The organism is Psychromonas sp. CNPT3, assembly GCF_000153405.2.
Lineage (GTDB): Bacteria > Pseudomonadota > Gammaproteobacteria > Enterobacterales > Psychromonadaceae > Psychromonas.
In genome coordinates, this window is the sequence record NC_020802.1 from 529543 (window position 1) to 546184 (window position 16642).

12 protein-coding genes are annotated in these 16642 nt (G+C 37.9%); 6 read left to right on the forward strand and 6 right to left on the reverse strand.

Annotation, left to right across the window (positions count from 1 at the left end):
- Positions 1-170: 170 nt before the first annotated feature.
- Together cgtA and PCNPT3_RS02385 are read left to right on the forward strand one after the other, a co-directional pair.
- A complete protein-coding gene (gene cgtA, locus PCNPT3_RS02380) occupies positions 171-1337 on the forward strand; it encodes an Obg family GTPase CgtA (RefSeq protein ID WP_015464274.1) in 1167 nt (388 codons plus the stop codon).
- Positions 1338-1422: 85 nt separating this feature from the next.
- Positions 1423-2511, forward strand: coding sequence for a mechanosensitive ion channel family protein (locus PCNPT3_RS02385; protein WP_015464275.1), 1089 nt, complete (start codon positions 1423-1425; stop codon positions 2509-2511).
- A 56-nt stretch (positions 2512-2567) separates the two neighbouring features.
- On the opposite strand, the gene barA is transcribed toward PCNPT3_RS02385, so the two are convergent.
- The gene (barA, locus tag PCNPT3_RS02390; protein ID WP_015464276.1) at positions 2568-5327 is read right to left on the reverse strand and encodes a two-component sensor histidine kinase BarA; all 2760 of its coding nucleotides are present in this window, start codon (positions 5325-5327) and stop codon (positions 2568-2570) included.
- Between the two features lie 91 nt (positions 5328-5418).
- Between barA and rlmD the strand changes: the two genes are divergently transcribed.
- A complete protein-coding gene (gene rlmD / locus PCNPT3_RS02395; RefSeq protein ID WP_015464277.1) occupies positions 5419-6756 on the forward strand; it encodes a 23S rRNA (uracil(1939)-C(5))-methyltransferase RlmD in 1338 nt (445 codons plus the stop codon).
- A 112-nt stretch (positions 6757-6868) separates the two neighbouring features.
- A complete protein-coding gene (gene relA, locus PCNPT3_RS02400; protein ID WP_015464278.1) occupies positions 6869-9082 on the forward strand; it encodes a GTP diphosphokinase in 2214 nt (737 codons plus the stop codon).
- A 62-nt stretch (positions 9083-9144) separates the two neighbouring features.
- On the opposite strand, the gene PCNPT3_RS02405 is transcribed toward relA, so the two are convergent.
- The 5 genes from PCNPT3_RS02405 to PCNPT3_RS02425 form a co-directional block, all read right to left on the reverse strand.
- Positions 9145-11469, reverse strand: coding sequence for a hypothetical protein (locus tag PCNPT3_RS02405; RefSeq protein WP_015464279.1), 2325 nt, complete (start codon positions 11467-11469; stop codon positions 9145-9147).
- Positions 11470-11490: 21 nt separating this feature from the next.
- Entirely contained in the window at positions 11491-12087 is a 597-nt protein-coding gene (locus PCNPT3_RS02410; protein WP_015464280.1) for an SPOR domain-containing protein, read from the reverse strand.
- Positions 12088-12334: 247 nt separating this feature from the next.
- On the reverse strand, positions 12335-12766 hold the full coding sequence (locus PCNPT3_RS02415; protein WP_015464281.1) for a DUF6691 family protein: 432 nt from the start codon (positions 12764-12766) through the stop codon (positions 12335-12337).
- Position 12767: 1 nt separating this feature from the next.
- Positions 12768-13190, reverse strand: coding sequence for a YeeE/YedE family protein (locus tag PCNPT3_RS02420; RefSeq protein ID WP_015464282.1), 423 nt, complete (start codon positions 13188-13190; stop codon positions 12768-12770).
- Positions 13191-13204: 14 nt separating this feature from the next.
- Positions 13205-13510 carry an ArsR/SmtB family transcription factor gene (locus tag PCNPT3_RS02425; RefSeq protein ID WP_015464283.1) on the reverse strand — a complete coding sequence of 102 codons (306 nt, stop codon included), beginning with the start codon at positions 13508-13510 and terminating at the stop codon, positions 13205-13207.
- Between the two features lie 230 nt (positions 13511-13740).
- Between PCNPT3_RS02425 and dsbC the strand changes: the two genes are divergently transcribed.
- Both dsbC and recJ read left to right on the forward strand, forming a co-directional pair.
- Positions 13741-14475, forward strand: coding sequence for a bifunctional protein-disulfide isomerase/oxidoreductase DsbC (gene dsbC, locus PCNPT3_RS02430; RefSeq protein ID WP_015464284.1), 735 nt, complete (start codon positions 13741-13743; stop codon positions 14473-14475).
- A gap of 365 nt (positions 14476-14840) precedes the next feature.
- A complete protein-coding gene (gene recJ / locus PCNPT3_RS02435; protein ID WP_015464285.1) occupies positions 14841-16565 on the forward strand; it encodes a single-stranded-DNA-specific exonuclease RecJ in 1725 nt (574 codons plus the stop codon).
- The last annotated feature ends 77 nt before the right edge of the window (positions 16566-16642 follow it).

Sequence of the window (16642 nt, forward strand, 5' to 3'; positions counted from 1 at the left end):
GTATTTATTTCTATCCGCAGATTAAAAGGTACGAAAGTATTTTGTAAATAGAAATAAGTATAATAGAGTCATAGTAGGCTTATGCTACTTGTGATGTACAAGCATAAGCACAGATATTCGTTCAGACTGTATTAATAGCAGTGTGAACATAGGTTTTCTTGGAGGTTGTAATGAAGTTCGTTGATGAAGCAAAAATAAAGGTTGACGCTGGAGATGGTGGCAATGGCTGTATCGGCTTCCGCCGAGAAAAATATATACCTCGTGGTGGCCCGGATGGTGGCGATGGTGGTGATGGTGGTGATGTTTACCTTGAAGCTGATGAAAACTTAAATACATTAGTCGATTTTCGTTTTATACGTTTTTATGCCGCTGAACGTGGTGAAAATGGCAGTGTTCGTGATTGTACAGGATCTCGTGGTAAAGACTTGGTTATCAAAGTTCCTGTGGGCACACGTGCTCGTGATGAAGATACGGGTGAAATCTTAGGGGATTTAACCTCTGAGGGACAAAAATTGATGGTGGCAAAAGGTGGTTACCATGGTTTAGGTAATGCGCGTTTTAAAACCAGTACCAATCGTGCTCCTCGTCAAAAAACAGACGGCACACTGGGTGAAGTTCGTAATTTACAATTAGAGCTTTTATTACTGGCCGATGTGGGAATGCTTGGTTTGCCTAATGCGGGTAAATCGACGTTTATTCGCAGTGTTTCAGCTGCCAAACCTAAAGTTGCCGATTATCCTTTTACAACACTTATTCCTAATCTAGGCGTTGTGAGTATGGGTCATGGACGTAGTTTCGTGATTGCAGATATCCCAGGATTAATTGAAGGTGCTTCAGAAGGCGCTGGGCTGGGAACGCGTTTCTTACGCCATTTAGAGCGTTGTCGCGTATTATTACATATGGTTGATTTGTTACCGGCTGACGGTAGTGACCCCGCTGACAATGCCGTGGTTATTCTTGAAGAATTAGCAAAACATAGCCCTAAATTAGCAGCCAAAGAGCGTTGGTTGATTTTTAATAAAATCGATTTAATGCCTGCTGAAGATGCTGACGTAATTATGAAAACGGTCATTGAGCGCTTAGAGTGGGAAGGTCCAGTGTATAAAGTGGCGGCTATTTCGAAAACGGGTACGCAGGCAGTTTGTCAAAACGTTGCGAATCACCTAGAAGAGATGCCAAAAGAATTTACAGCGGAAGAAGAGCGCCAACAAGTAGAGTTCCAATGGGATGATTACCATGAATCTGCAATGGATGACGTTACGGATAGCTATATTGAAGAAGAAGAAGATGAAGATGATGATGACGAGACGATGGAAGTGATTTATACTCGAGAATAATGTTATATATCATCATTGTGTTCTAAAAAAAACCTACGTTTGATAATATCAAAAGTAGGTTTTTTTTTAAGAGAGGAATAAATCTGTGATTGAAGCAGCTGAGCTATATTTACAAAATTTATTGATTTCACTCAACATCGACAACTGGATCCTTAATGTTGTCTTAGTCTTTGTTATTGCATTCGTTTTATTGGTAACTTGGCGAAGCTTTGCGAAGAAAACAGAAAAGATCATTGCGCGAACCGTTAATAATTGGGATGACATTGCATGGTTTGCAATTTACCGACCGATGAATTGGCTGATCATCTCTATGGGGATCTCCATGGGGTTGCGTATTCTGGCGGATAAACAACATATAAGTCTTGTTACATATTTCCCTACGATGCAGCAAATAGCGATTTTGTTTTTGATATTTTGGGCTTTTTGGCGTTTAGCTAAAAAAGCAGAAAGTACTTTTGTGGCACTTGAAGATAAAGATACGACGACCGTCGTGGCAATGGCCAAATTAGGTAAATTATCTATTTGGGTTATTTTTACCTTAGCTCTCATTCAAACCTTAGGGGTGAGTATTTCGGGTCTTCTTGCTTTTGGTGGTATGGGGGGGATTGTTGTGGGTATGGCGGGTAAAGATTTACTGTCTAACCTGTTTGGTGCCCTTATGATTTATCTTGATAAACCTTTTCGAGTGGGAGATTGGATCCGTAGCCCTGACAAAGCCATTGAAGGCACTGTAGAAGATATCGGTTGGCGAGTGACCCGAATTCGAACGTTTGATAAACGCCCGTTGTATGTGCCGAATAGTTTATTTACGCAAATAGTGGTTGAAAATCCATCGCGCATGAGTAACCGACGTATTAAAGAAACATTTGGACTACGTTATTGCGATATTGAAGCAATACCACAGATTATTAAAAGTGTCCGTGAAATGTTAGAAAAACACCCAGAAATCGATGATCGACAAACGATCATTGTAAATTTTGATTTCTTTAATCAAAGCTCTTTGGACTTCTTCATTTATACGTTCACTAAAACAACTAACTGGGTGCGTTTTCACGAAATAAAGCAAGATGTATTATTAAAAGTCGCCGATATTGTTGCGCAAAATGACGCTGAATTTGCAGTGCCAGTACGCCAATTGCACTTTGATATGCCATCCGGAGCCCCTTTGAGCTAATACCCTTTTTATAGAAAGCCCCCTTATTTAATAAAATAAGGGGGCTTTTAGCTATTTTATAATAGATCCTTCGGGATAGCCTGTTTAATGTTTTCAAGTTCATCTAATAATTCAAGGAGTTCAGGGCTAAGCTGCTCTGCGTTTTGATTTTTTTTCATGCCTTTTTCAAGCTCTTTAATAATATTAATAAGCCTTGGTACGCCACTGTAACTGCAACCTCCATGAAATTTATGTAAGATTTGAGCAAACGTCTCAGCTTTAATTTTAGTGTACATAAAATCTTCTGTATATTTGTGCATACTTGGAAATTCATCTAAAAATAACGCTAACATTTCTTTGGCGAGATCTTCTTTTCCTGCTGATTGTTTTAATGCTAAGGCCCAATCAAAGGATACATTTAGTTGTTTTTCTTGAGGAGAAAGAGAGAATGCTTTTGGCTTATTCGGCATCTCAACGTTATGCCAGCGTTGAATTATTTGTTGTAACGCTATTTCATCAATTGGTTTGGCTAAGCAATCATCCATCCCTTGTTTTAAAAATTGTTCTTTTTCTCCCGGATAGGCATGCGCCGTCACCGCAATAATAGGCGTTTTGCTATTAATACTTTGTTGTTTAATCTGGTAACAGGCATTGATGCCGTCTAAGCGAGGCATTTGTATGTCCATAAAGATAAGATCAAATTTATTGTTTTTAGCAAGTTCGACCGCTTCAATCCCATTAACACAGGTTACAATATGTGTTGCTATATCATTTAGCATGGCCGATATAAGTTTTAAATTAGCGGGGTTATCATCGACAGCAAGCACTGACATCTGCGTTTTTATTATCTTTTGAGGATGATTTAAGTGTCGTAATCTTGGTATTTCAGGTCTATTTTCAAGCAAGGCATTGGCAAAGTTTTTATGACTGATGGGCTTGCATAAACAATGATTAATGGCGCTGGCTTTTAAGCGTTCATAGAGCCTGATATTGTTGCTATTTATCAGTACGATAACATTTTTAGTGTAATTTTGAGCTTGGCTTATATGGGTTAAAAGAGCCGGAATATCTGCACTGTGACTGTGCCCAATAACAATACTATCATAATTTTTATGCAACGATTTTTGCCATTGTTTTTCGGTGTGTGCGATACAGGGTTTGGTTTTCCATTGTGCCAGTAATTGCATACAAGCATGCGCGGAAGGAATGTTTTTTTCAAAGACTAAAATATCACAGCCTTGTAATCGCTCGGTGGGTAATATACTTAAGAGTTCATGGCTATTTTTTTCAAATTTAATATTAAACCAAAAAGTAGAGCCTTGATCTTCAACCGAGTAAAAATGGATTTCGCCTTGCATTTTTTGGATCAATTTTTGAGTGATCACTAAACCAAGTCCGGTGCCACCATACTGGCGTGTAATACTGCTATCAGCTTGGCCAAAAGCGCAGAATAGCTGAGCTTGTTGCTGTTTCGAAATACCAATGCCAGTATCAGAAATACTTATTTTTAATGTTATTAAACCTTTTTTATCCGCAACTTGTTGGATTTTAACTTCAATATCACCTTGTTGTGTAAATTTAATGGCATTGCCAATAAGGTTGGTTAAAATTTGTTGTAAACGCATAGCGTCCCCTAATACCGACTGGGTAACGTTAGCGTCAATTAAAACGCTGAGCTCTAGCCCTTTTTCGTGTGCACTAGGCGCTAATAAATACATGGTTTCATCGATGCAATCACGCAAATCAAAAGGAATATGTTCAAGCATAAGCTTGCCAGCTTCAATTTTAGAAAAGTCTAAAATGTCATTAATAATATGAAGTAAGTTAGCAGCTGATCGCTCAATGGTTTCTAAATAATCAACTTGGCTACTGGTCATTTTAGTTTTCAATAATTGCCGTGCAAATCCTATCACCCCATTTAAAGGGGTGCGCAGTTCATGGCTCATATTGGCCAGAAATTCGGATTTAACTTTAGCCGCTTGTTGTGCTTTTTTACGGATCAGATCAAGCTCGATATTTTGAACTTCCATTTGATCTAATGTTTCTCTTAATTCACTGGTTGCTAAATCAATGCTTTCTTGCATCTCTTGATGATGCTTAGACATTGCCATCGCCATTTCGTTTATACCGTGCTGTAACGAATAGATTTCTCCTGAGTAATCGCCTTCTACACGAGAATTAAGTCGCCCTAGACTGATTTTCTCTACTACATTTACCATCTTGCATATTGGGGCCGTGATGCGTTGTGCTTGTTTGAATGCAAAGTAGAGGCTACAGAGGATCCCGAGAAAAACGATGCAAAAGGAAAATACAATATCCCGATACAATAGTAAGCTAACTTGTGAACGATTTATCTCAAGGGCAACATAACCGAGTATTTTTCTGGGCGTTTCAAACGTCAGTTGATATTTTAAAAAATCACCTTCGTCGATAATGGGGGTGCGAACAATGATATTTTCACCATAATACGAAACGGTTGTATATTCAGGGATCGCCACGCCATCAGGCAAACGTTGGATCTCAAAGTCGCGATGGAAATTACTGGTAACAAAAATTTTATTGTGAGCGTCAAAAATAGTTAAGCTTTTTATGATGCCACTATTTTTTCGGTGCGTAGCACCGGTGACTCTGCGCAATATCGTGCGCGTTTCATCTTGCATACCATATTCACTGGTAATGGCTAAAGGCTCGGTAATGTTGATAGCAAAATTAATTAAATAATCATTCGCTTGTTGAAAGCGATAGACAGTGAAAGAGGTAGCCAAAATCCCACCAATAAGTATGGTCGGTAAAATGGTGTAAAGGATAACTTGTGCGCGTAAACCGTATTTTGTCATAGGTAATATATCTAACTTTTAATCTGTGTTTGTGTGACAATAGCATTGTTAAAGCTATGATGGCATAGCTTGTCTTACCTGTGAATAACTTATGGCTCAGTTCTTTAAAGCAACACCCAAAAATAGTACAAAAAATCGTATATTAAAAAATATAAAAATAGAAAAATTAGATCATCAAGGCAGAGGAATGGCTTCGATTAAAGGAAAACCTATTTTTATTGACGGTGCTTTATTAGATGAGTGTGTCGATGTACAAATAATGGAAGATAAAAAACGTTATTTAAAGGGTACCATAAAAAAAATAAATCAAAGCAGTCGCGATCGTATTGATGCGCATTGTATGCATTACAATGATTGTGGCGGGTGCCAGTTACAGCATGTTGAGCAAAGCGCGCAGATAGTCATTAAAGAGGCGGGTCTTAAAAGTTTATTTCAGCGTTTTGCTAAATTAAATAATATTAGCTTAGCGCCTTCTGTTTATAGCTCCCCATGGGGATATCGTCGCACCGCGAGATTTGGCTTACAGTTTGATAGAAAACGTAAAGAGCTCAATATGGGATTTCGTTTAGCGCAGACAAATCAACTTATTAAGCAAAAAATATGTCCGGTTTTATTACCGCAACTTGAAATTTTAATTGAGCCTTTACACTCTTTACTCAATAGTTTAGATATTAAAGAGCATTTAGGGCACGTCGAGTTATTAAATAGTGAACAAGGCGCCATTGTTTTATTACGACATTTAAAAGCGCTGACTAAAAAAGATACTTTACGTATAGAAGAATTTTCAAACCAGCAGCAGTTAAACTTTTTTTCTCAACCTCAAAGTAATGAATTTAAGTTATTGGTTGGCGTTAATAAATTGACGTATTCGTTGCCTCTTTGGAATTGTTGTTTTGAATTTTCAGTGACTGACTTTTTACAGGTGAATGCACAGGTTAATCAAAAGATGGTGAAGCAAGCCATACAGTGGTTAGCGCTTGATGAGAATGATACGGTATTAGATCTCTTTTGTGGATTAGGAAATTTTACGTTACCGATAGCGCGCCAAGTGAAAAAGGTGGTCGGTGTTGAAGGTGTGCAACAAATGGTGGAGAGAGCAAGCCATAATGCACAATTGAATAACGTGAATAATAGCGAGTTTTACCAAGCAGATTTAAGCAGTAACGATATTTACAAGCAACAATGGGCACAACAAAAGTTTACTAAAGTATTGTTAGATCCTGCACGTGCGGGGGCTTTTAATTGTATGGAATTTATTGCTTCCTTAGAAGTCTCGCATATAGTGTATATAGCGTGTGATGCGGTGACACTGGCAAGAGATAGCTATTTATTACTTGAAAAAGGTTATAAATTAGATAAATTAGGTTTATTAGATATGTTTCCTCAAACCAAGCATATGGAATCAATGGCGTTATTTTTACGTTGTTAGGCATTAAAGAGTTAAAGATAGGATCGCTGTTATTGTAATTAAGAAGAGTAAACATTTTTTGGCATCAATATCTTAGGGTATTTTGCATTGTAATCGAATTTTGGAGTTTTTAATGGTTTCTGTTCGTGATACACATTTTTATCAAACTGCACAAAAAAACCCTCAAAAATGGGTGACAACATTCAACTTGAGCCTTCAGGATCAACATAGTTTATTAGAAAACTACGAAAAAGTGATCAGCCTGTGCACCGATCCTAAGCAATATCCCTTATTAGAATTAGGCACTGAGATGGTTGAAATCTTGGTGACCTTGAATATGGATATGGATACATTAAATGCAGCGCTTGTTTTCCCTCTTTTAGATAATCAAATATTAAGCCCTGAAAAAGTACATGAATTATGGCATAAGCGTATTGCGAAGCTCGTTTGTGGTGCTGCTGAAATGGAAGGTTTTAGAGCATTACAATACCAAGGTTTAAATAAGATAAGCGCGTCTCAAGTCGATAATTTACGACATATGCTACTTGCGATGGTTGAAGATGTACGCGCTGTGGTGATAAAACTCGCTGAGCGTATTTGTTATTTACGACAAGTTAAAAATGCCAGTGAAGAAACTAAGGTTTTATTGGCGAGAGAAGTGACCTCCATTTACGCACCGTTAGCCAACCGTCTTGGCATCGGGCAATTAAAATGGGAACTCGAAGATTTAGCCTTCCGTTATCTACAGCCGACTATCTATAAAAAAATTGCTAAGCAGCTTGCTGAAAAGCGCATGCACAGAGAAAACTATGTTCAGGACTTTGTCGGACGTGTACAAGAATTACTCGGTGAGGTACATGTACAAGGCGTCGCCTATGGACGCCCTAAGCATATTTACAGTATCTATTTAAAAATGCAGAAAAAAAATCTTAAATTTGAAGAGCTTTTTGATGTGCGCGCGATACGCGTCGTCGTTGAAAAGTTACAAGATTGTTATGCAGCCCTCGGCGCTATTCATACCCAATGGCATCATATCCCTAGTGAGTTTGATGATTATATTGCGAATCCTAAAGCCAATGGCTATCAATCGATCCATACGGTCGTGTTGGGGGCACAAGGGCAATCGGTCGAAGTACAAATTCGCACCCAAAAAATGCATGATGATGCAGAGCTTGGCGTGGCTGCGCATTGGAAATATAAAGAAGGGACGGCCGGTGGAAAGTCTGCCAGTGGCTATGAAGAAAAAATTGCATGGTTACGTAAGCTATTGGCGTGGCAAGAAGATATTGCCGAAGATGATTCTTTAGTCGAAGAGGTGCGTAGTCAAGTTTTTGATGATCGCGTTTATGTTTTTACCCCTCAGGGCGAAGTTATCGATCTTCCTGCGGGCGCGACGCCTTTAGACTTTGCGTATTATATTCACAGTCAAATTGGGCATCGTTGTATTGGTGCCAAAATATCAAACCATATTGTGCCGTTTACTTATCAACTTAAAACGGGCGACCAAGTTGAAATATTGACGCAAAAAGAAGAAAATCCTAGCCGAGATTGGTTAAATTTATCATTGGGTTATATTAAAGCACCTCGAACAAGACATAAAATTGCAACCTGGTTCAGAAAACAAGATAGAGATAAAAATGTACAAGCTGGGCGAGAAGTACTTGAGGTTGAACTGAGTAAAATGAAACTTAAATTAACCGATGTGACGCCTGCTATTGCGCGTTTTAACGTAAATTGTGCGGATGATATCTTTGCAGGAATAGGGAATGGTGATTTACGTATTAATCAGTTATTACATTTTTTAAACAATCATCATCATCAACAAACATTAGAAGAGCAAGATTTAGCGGTACTTGAAGCACTAGAAAAACGCCGTCATATACCGACGCCAAAGGTCTCTGGCAATAATATTATTATCGATGGCGTGGGTAATTTAATGCATTCTATTGCGCGTTGCTGTCAACCTGTACCTGGCGATGATATTGAAGGTTATATCACCCAAGGTAGAGGTATTTCAGTGCACCGTAAACATTGTGTGCAGTTAGATGACCTGCGTGAAGCGCATCCCGAGCGCATCATTGAAGCGACGTGGGGTAATAAACAAAGCTCGGGTTATGCATTAACTATTCGTCTTGAAGCGCTAGATAGAAATGGTTTAGTAAAAGATATCACTACTTTTTTAAGTAATGAAAAAGTGAAAATGTTAAGTATGAATAGTACCTCTAACTTTAAACTGCGCATTGCAGTGATAGACTTAAATATAGAAGTGCAAAACAATGGAGATATTAATAAACTGATCAATCAATTAAATCTATTGCAGGATGTGACGGGCGTACGACGCTTATAATTTTTTATAAGGCTAAGGGCTTTGCTTGCACTAAATGAGTGTGTAGGTCTGAAGCCTTTAGTTTATGAGTCACCTGCAAATTTAATGCTTTGTATTTTGCATTTAAAGGACAGTGACGCAATATGTGAACAGGCTTGGAGTGCTCGTTGCTTATCCGCATACATTGCCATATTTAAGTTAATACGTCCGGTTTCAGGGTTCTCAACATAAAAAATCTGTTGTTGCAGTGCGTTATTGTATTTATGGTCGATGCTATACCAGTACTTTTTCAGTGGAGAGAGAGACGAGAAAGTGCCAAGGGTGACAACATAGCCTTGTTTTACTGGCTTATTAAGTTGCGTCGCATTGACGATATTATCGGAAAAACTTTGTTCAATTCTATCATTGAGTTTTTTCTCTGATATTCTGCGTACTTTAACGCCTTGGGGTAAGGGGGTGTAGGTGTCTAAATGACGCGCTTCATCTTTACTTTGATAAGCACGGTTACCCGCGGTCTTTATATTCTTATTCATACTTTTTTTGGATGCGAAACTAAACTGTGTGGAGATTTTAGCGGTTAAATCTTTTTCATTGTCATAGATGAGCGAGGTATTAAACGTAAACATACGCCATTGCCAATTCACTCCAAAAGTACCATCATAGGTATCTTCATCTTTATCATAGCTAAAATCTAACTGTGTGCCTATATGCGCATTTAACGGCATTGAAAATCGAGTCTGTATTTTTTTTATCTCTTTTTTTGGCTCTAGTTCGTAAGTCGCTTGTAAACGCGTATAAACACCGCCGAATTGGCGTTGTAATCTTAAAAACCCTCTAATATTCCATTCGTAATTATGCTCTTTTGTATAGTGATGCCTTTGCCAAGTAACGTGATGGATGGCTGAAAACTCAGGGCTGTAATATGCTATTTGGTTAGATACATCTTCACGTTTGTAATCATCTTTATACAATGTTTTTCGCCAAACATTTTGATAATGTAGGGGGATGCGAGAGTTGAAAAATAGATCACCATTCATATTTAAAGCAAATTGCTCTAGGTACATATTGAGTAAATTTTCTTCATCAAACATATCAAGTGATAGTTGTTGCTCAAAGGTTGTTTTTTCGGCGCTCTGCCAAAAAAGAGGCTCTTGTAATTGGTAATAAATGGAAAATGCATGGCGCGCAATCTGTGTGCGTGCTGAAAAAGCAACTTTTTGGCGACTTTTATCGTCATGTTGGAAATCTGCACTTAATAAAAGGCGATTTTTAAAGATCATATCGGCACCAAAAGAATAGTTTGCACGGTCGCTCATGTTCCGGCCTGCAAAGTATTGTAACGCAGAGTGCGTTGAGAACCAGTCTGTTAGCGCTATATTATAAACCCCAGTATAGAGCCAACCCTGTTGTTTAATGGCCGCTGTATTATTGTTTTTAAACAGTGTTTCTTCGAAATCTGTCAGAGAAAAAGAATAACTTTCTTGGCCTGTTTTAAGGCTATTACTGTTAATGTACAGATGTTGATTTTCGGTGCGCACCTCTCCATGAGGCCCATAAAAAATAAGTTTAAATTGATTGTTACCGAAAAAAAGTTGAACATCATTAAATGCATAATAGCCCACGTTGTCGGAAATAGTGCGTGCAATCAATATCCCATTTTGATGTAATTCAACTTCCCAGCCGGGCTGTATGTCACCATGAAAACTGGTAGAGCGGTTATTATCTGTCGCGGTTGGCTTTTCATTAGACACACGAAACCCTCGGCCTAAGCCTGCGGTATGTGCTAACGCTGTTTTCGTTGCGGTGATATCACCAAATTCAAATTGTGTGGCTTTTAAAAACCCCAGTAAGCGAGCTTTATCATCATATTGCGAAAAATTAAGGCGTATATTTTCGACATTTATGTCTTTATCACCACTGATAAATAACGTGCTTTTTAAGGGGCCAATATAGTCTTGTGCAAGGACTGAATAACTTGAATTTGTGTGTGATTGAGTTGTTGAGCCATTAAGTTGAACATCAATAATGGGATCATTATTAGCTTGAGAGATACTTGATTTCCATGGCAAAATAAGCGCGCTATTGTCGTTAACAAAGGCTTCATCAATGGGACTTGTGTCAAAATCAAAGCTAAACCAAGAGTTAAATAATGAGTTCTCATCCACGAGTTGTGCCAGTTCATTAACTTGTTGTTGCTGTGAGTTTTGGAACTCTGCATCTTTAGGGTGATTTTTGTTTTGAATAAGACTTAGTAACTGAGAAAAAGAAGGATCGGATAATATATTTGTGGCTGAGGAGACGGCACTGCTTTGACTCGCAGGGCTAACAAATAAGAGTAATAGCAATGCAGCAAATAACGCACTCTGTGGTAAAGAGGGGGTGAGTTTGCGTAAAGCGAGTCGCCGCATTGCTATTCTTATATTATGTATCTATAAAGGGGTGCCTGAATAAGGTGTGACGATACAAGCAACACCACGCTTGTTAAGTAACTTACAGTTATTTTTGGCTTGAGTTTTACTGAAGTTACCTACTTTTAATCGATAATAAGTACGTCCTTTAACTTGCACTTTTTGGTAACGTGCATCCAAGTTATCAAGGCGATTAGGGTGCTTTTTCTGTAGTTTATTCCAAGTGTTATGTACTTGTTTTACACTGCGTAAAGAAGCCAGTTGTAAGGCATATGATTTTCCATTATGTTTTTGGATTTGTTTTGCCTGTTGAACAAGTGCTTCTTGTTGTGTTTTTTGAGTTAATGTAGCCAGTTGCTCAATCAGTGCATTAAGTTCATCTTCAATACTCACGAGACGTTTAATATTGGGCTCAACGATTTTCCAGCTTGCAATATCCGCTTGCAACTCATTAATTTTTGAATTTGTTTCGGATTGCTGTAACTGCACCGCTTCCAGCTCACCTTGTTGTTGGTCAATACGCAACATTTCTTCAGAAGGTTGGGATGTGAGAGCCGAACAGCCACTGAGACTGATGATAAGTAGACTGGACAACATGATTTTGTGATTTAATTTCATAACATCTCTCTGGTGTAATTAGAAAACAAATATTTAATTTAACATATATATCTTAAGTATTTGACTTAGCTGTCAATATTTATAGCACACATAATATAAAAAAGGATTTATTATATTGAATAATCAATGATAAGCCTTTTATATTTAATAATTGTGATGAAAGTTTGTTCTATTATGTAATGGTCTCTCTGTTTATCTCTGTTTATCTCGTTTTAGCGAAAGTGTTTCATTGAGAGAGGGCATCACTTTAATCTTTTTTATATCGTCTGCCTAAAAAAGAGCCAAGTAGTAAGCTTGCAATAAATATAACAATAATAGGGCTGATATTGGCCATACTAGTGATAGCTGGGCCAGGACAAAATCCTCCGAGGCCCCAACCAATACCAAAAATAACGGCGCCAATAATTAAATGCATATCTACATTTTTATGTTGTATGCATGTTAAAGGTTCACCATAGATAGCTTGTTGACGTTTTTTAATGAACAGATGATAAATAGGTGAAAAAACGCCGATAGCCCCTATCATCACAAATGCGAGGCTTGGATCCCAGTCACCACTGACATTTAAAAAGGCAATGATTTTTTGTGGGTTGACCATGTTTGATACCAGCATGCCTGCACCAAATAATGAGCCTGCTAACAATGCAATAATAAGCTCTTTTGTTGTTTTTTGTAACATACTATAGCGCTCCTAATAACTGGCGAATAAAAACGACAACAATAGCGCTACTCATAAAGGTAAGAGTCGCAACAATAGAGCGTGTTGATAATCTGCCTATACCTATAATGCCATGGCCACTGGTACAGCCATTACTCAGCGTCGTACCGAATCCAACAAGTAGGCCAGCAAGAATTATCATATAAAAATTTTGATCTATTAATTCAGGAAAAGGAAAAGTCCAAGCTGAAAGTAAATAGGCGCTTAAGATCATCCCGATTAAAAATGTAATTTTCCAGATGGAAGCTTTTTGATAAGGGGGAAGCAGGCCAGTTAAAATACCACTGATCCCTGCTATTTTACCGTTAAATAATAATAACAAAGTAGCAGAGAGTCCCAATAAAGCGCCTCCCGCTAAAGATAGCCATGGATTAAAATCTTGCATGTATAGCTCCTATTTTATAAATCGGGACAAAATGCTTGCTGTAAAGCGTTAAGTATTAATCGAATACGTTCATCGGCAAGGGAATAAAAAACATGTTGTGCTTCTTTTCTTATTTTTACGATATTATTTTTCCGGAGGACACTTAAATGCTGAGAAAAAGCAGATTGGCTTAACTTGGAGTGTTCTCGTAAATTTTTGACGCTCATTTCAGAGGTTGATAGTAAACACAGTACAACCATACGATCAGCATGCGCCATGATTTTTAGTAGTTTGCTGGCTTCTTTAGATTGTTGGTGGATCGAATCTAACTGATTGTGCATTTTTTTATCCTTTTATATAAACTTATTTATTAGGTTATTCTAAATTAGAAGTTTGTCAATTAGATTTTGCTAATGTTAAGGCCCGTTTATTGCATAGTGAAAAATAACGCCTGTACTGGGATCTGTTTTTTATTTACATGTATAAAAAATATGCAAAACGTACTTTTACATATTTATCGCTCTTGGGTATACTTCCATTAATTGTATTTATTTAATGTCTAAGGGGTTGTATGTTTTTTTCTTTTCTTAAAAAACGTTTGTTAGTCAGTTTAAGTTTGCTACTTGTATCAACGTTCTCTTTTGCTGAGTCTAAAGTTGATGCGCAAAGTGTGGCGAGTATCAGTAAAAAGATGCAACAGATCTCGTTACAGGTGACCAGTATTAAAGAGTCAAAGGTTGAAGGCTTGTATGAAGTATTAACCAATAGTGGGATTTATTATGTGAGTAAAAATGCTCAATATCTCATTTATGGTAGTATTTATGATATCGATAATAATATGAAAAATATTACAGAAAGTAGCTTGGCGTCATTAAGACAGAATAAGTTAAAGGCATTTTCTAATGACATGATCACTTATAAAGCTGCAAATGAAAAACATGTGATCACTGTTTTTACTGATACTTCTTGTGCTTATTGTCAAAAACTTCATTCGGAGATTGCCGATTATAATAAATTAGGCATCACCGTGCGTTATTTGGCTTTCCCTCGTGCAGGTTTAAATTCGTCAGAATATAATATAATGACCTCTATTTGGTGTGCGAGCGATCCTAAATCAGCAATGGATAAAGCGATGAAACGCCAATCTCTTGATCCGAAGCAATGTGCGAATACGATCAAAGAGCAATATGAACTTGGTTTGTTTTTTGGTGTCCGTGGTACTCCCGCCATTGTATTAGAAGATGGCTCATTAAAACCGGGTTATTTACCGGCTACGAAGTTATTACAACAGTTAGAGGGTAAATAACCCTTTATAGTGCTGATATTTTTAATCAGTAAATAAAGAATAAAAGGGCACATTCAAGTGCCCCTTTTTATGTCTGCAAGATATATTATTAGGCTCGCTACACAGTAACCTCTGTTGATCATTATTTCGCATTAACGCCTGAGTGCTTAGCGATAGGGGCTCAATGTAAAAGTTAAATTTTATGTCTCGATAGCGTGCAATTGACTCTCATATTGTATCTTTAAGTCGTATTTAGTGGGATTTAAGATCTTAAATTAAGATCTATTTATCTTTATCTTTATCATTTATCTCTTTATATAAATTTATCTTACCTTCTGCCTTGATTACAGTATGATTTAAGCATCTTTAACTCATAGAGTTTTATTATGCCTCGTATTAAATTAAAGCAACGTCAACGTATTTTCCTCAATGAACTCACCCTTCCTTGCTCTGCATTATTGCAAAAACTTTATATTGATCGTGGCATAACCTCGGTTAGCGAGTTAGATCTCAGTACCAAAACCTTGTTATCAGCCTCTTCTTTAAAAGGTATATCTGAAGCCTGCTCACTATTATATCAAGCGCTATTAAGTGCGAAAAAAATCGTGATTGTAGGCGATTTTGATGCCGACGGTGCAACCAGTACGGCGTTAAGTCTATTATGTTTGCGTGAATTAGGGTTTATGAACGTTGATTACTTGATACCCAATCGTTTTGATTACGGTTATGGCTTGACCCCTGAAAGTGTGGATTTAGCGATTGCTAAAGGCGCTCAATTATTAATAACAGTGGATAATGGAATTTCGAGTATTAAGGGGGTGGCTTACGCAAAAGAAAAAGGATTACAAGTCCTTATCACCGATCATCATTTACCTGCAGAGGTATTACCTAATGCAGATGTCATTGTCGATCCGAATCAAAAGGACTGTTTATTTCCGAGTAAAAATTTGGCGGGAGTAGGCGTCGCTTTTTATATTATGTCAGCATTACGCTCTTATATGATCCAAAAAGATCACTTTTCAGATAAGGGTATACGCCCTCCGACCTTAACTAAATTTTTAGATATCGTCGCCTTAGGTACGGTTGCCGATGTGGTGATCTTAGATGCGAATAATCGCACTTTGGTTGAGCAAGGTTTGATGCGCATTAGGGCCGGTGCTTGCCGCTTAGGCATTAGTGCTTTAATTAAAGTTGCTAAACGCGCGCAGCATTCATTGGTGGCCAGTGATTTAGGATTTTCTTTAGGGCCAAGATTAAATGCAGCGGGACGCCTTGACGAAATGCGCCACGGCGTTGAATTATTATTATGTGAAGACGCAGTGCAAGCTGATTTGTTAGCACAAGAATTAGACGCTCTGAATCATACGCGCCGTGAGATAGAGCAAGGCATGCAAGAAGAAGCCTTACAGGCATTAGAAAACTTAGCGTTAGATGAAAAAAACATGCCTTATGCGATTTGTTTATTTGATGAAAGTTGGCATCAAGGCGTTATCGGTTTAGTGGCCTCGCGTATAAAAGAGCGTTATTACCGACCTACCTTTGTTTTTGCTAAAGCGAATGATACTGAGATAAAAGCGTCTGCTCGCTCTATAGCTGGCATACATATTCGCGATATATTAGATTTGCTAGACAAAAAAATGCCAGGGATGATCTTGAAATTTGGTGGTCATGCGATGGCCGCTGGTTTGTCAATTAAAGCGACGGATTTTGAACGTTTTAAACAAGGCTTAAATGAAGTATTAGCTTCTCAAGTTGACGCTGATATTTTACAAAATGTGTTACTTTCAGATGGCCCCTTGCAGGGTAAAGATTTAACCTTGGAGCAAGCATATGAACTGCGTAATGCAGGGCCATGGGGACAGGGCTTTCCCGCGCCTTTATTTGATGCGTATTTTAAAATAATAGAGCAACGTTTAGTGGGTGAAAAACACCTTAAAATGGTATTAGAGTGCGAAGGTACGGTGGTTGATGCGATTGCTTTTAATGTGGATTTGGATATTTGGCCGGATCCTCGTATACGTCAGGTTTTTTGTGCTTATCGTCTCGACGTAAATGAGTTTAGAGGCGCAAGTAATGTACAATTATTGATTGAGTTATTAGAGGTGCGTTAAAACCGGAGTTCAATTAAGAATAGAACGTCGAGACAAAGCGGGTCTGTTACTTTGCTTTATCTCTCTCGACGTTAACG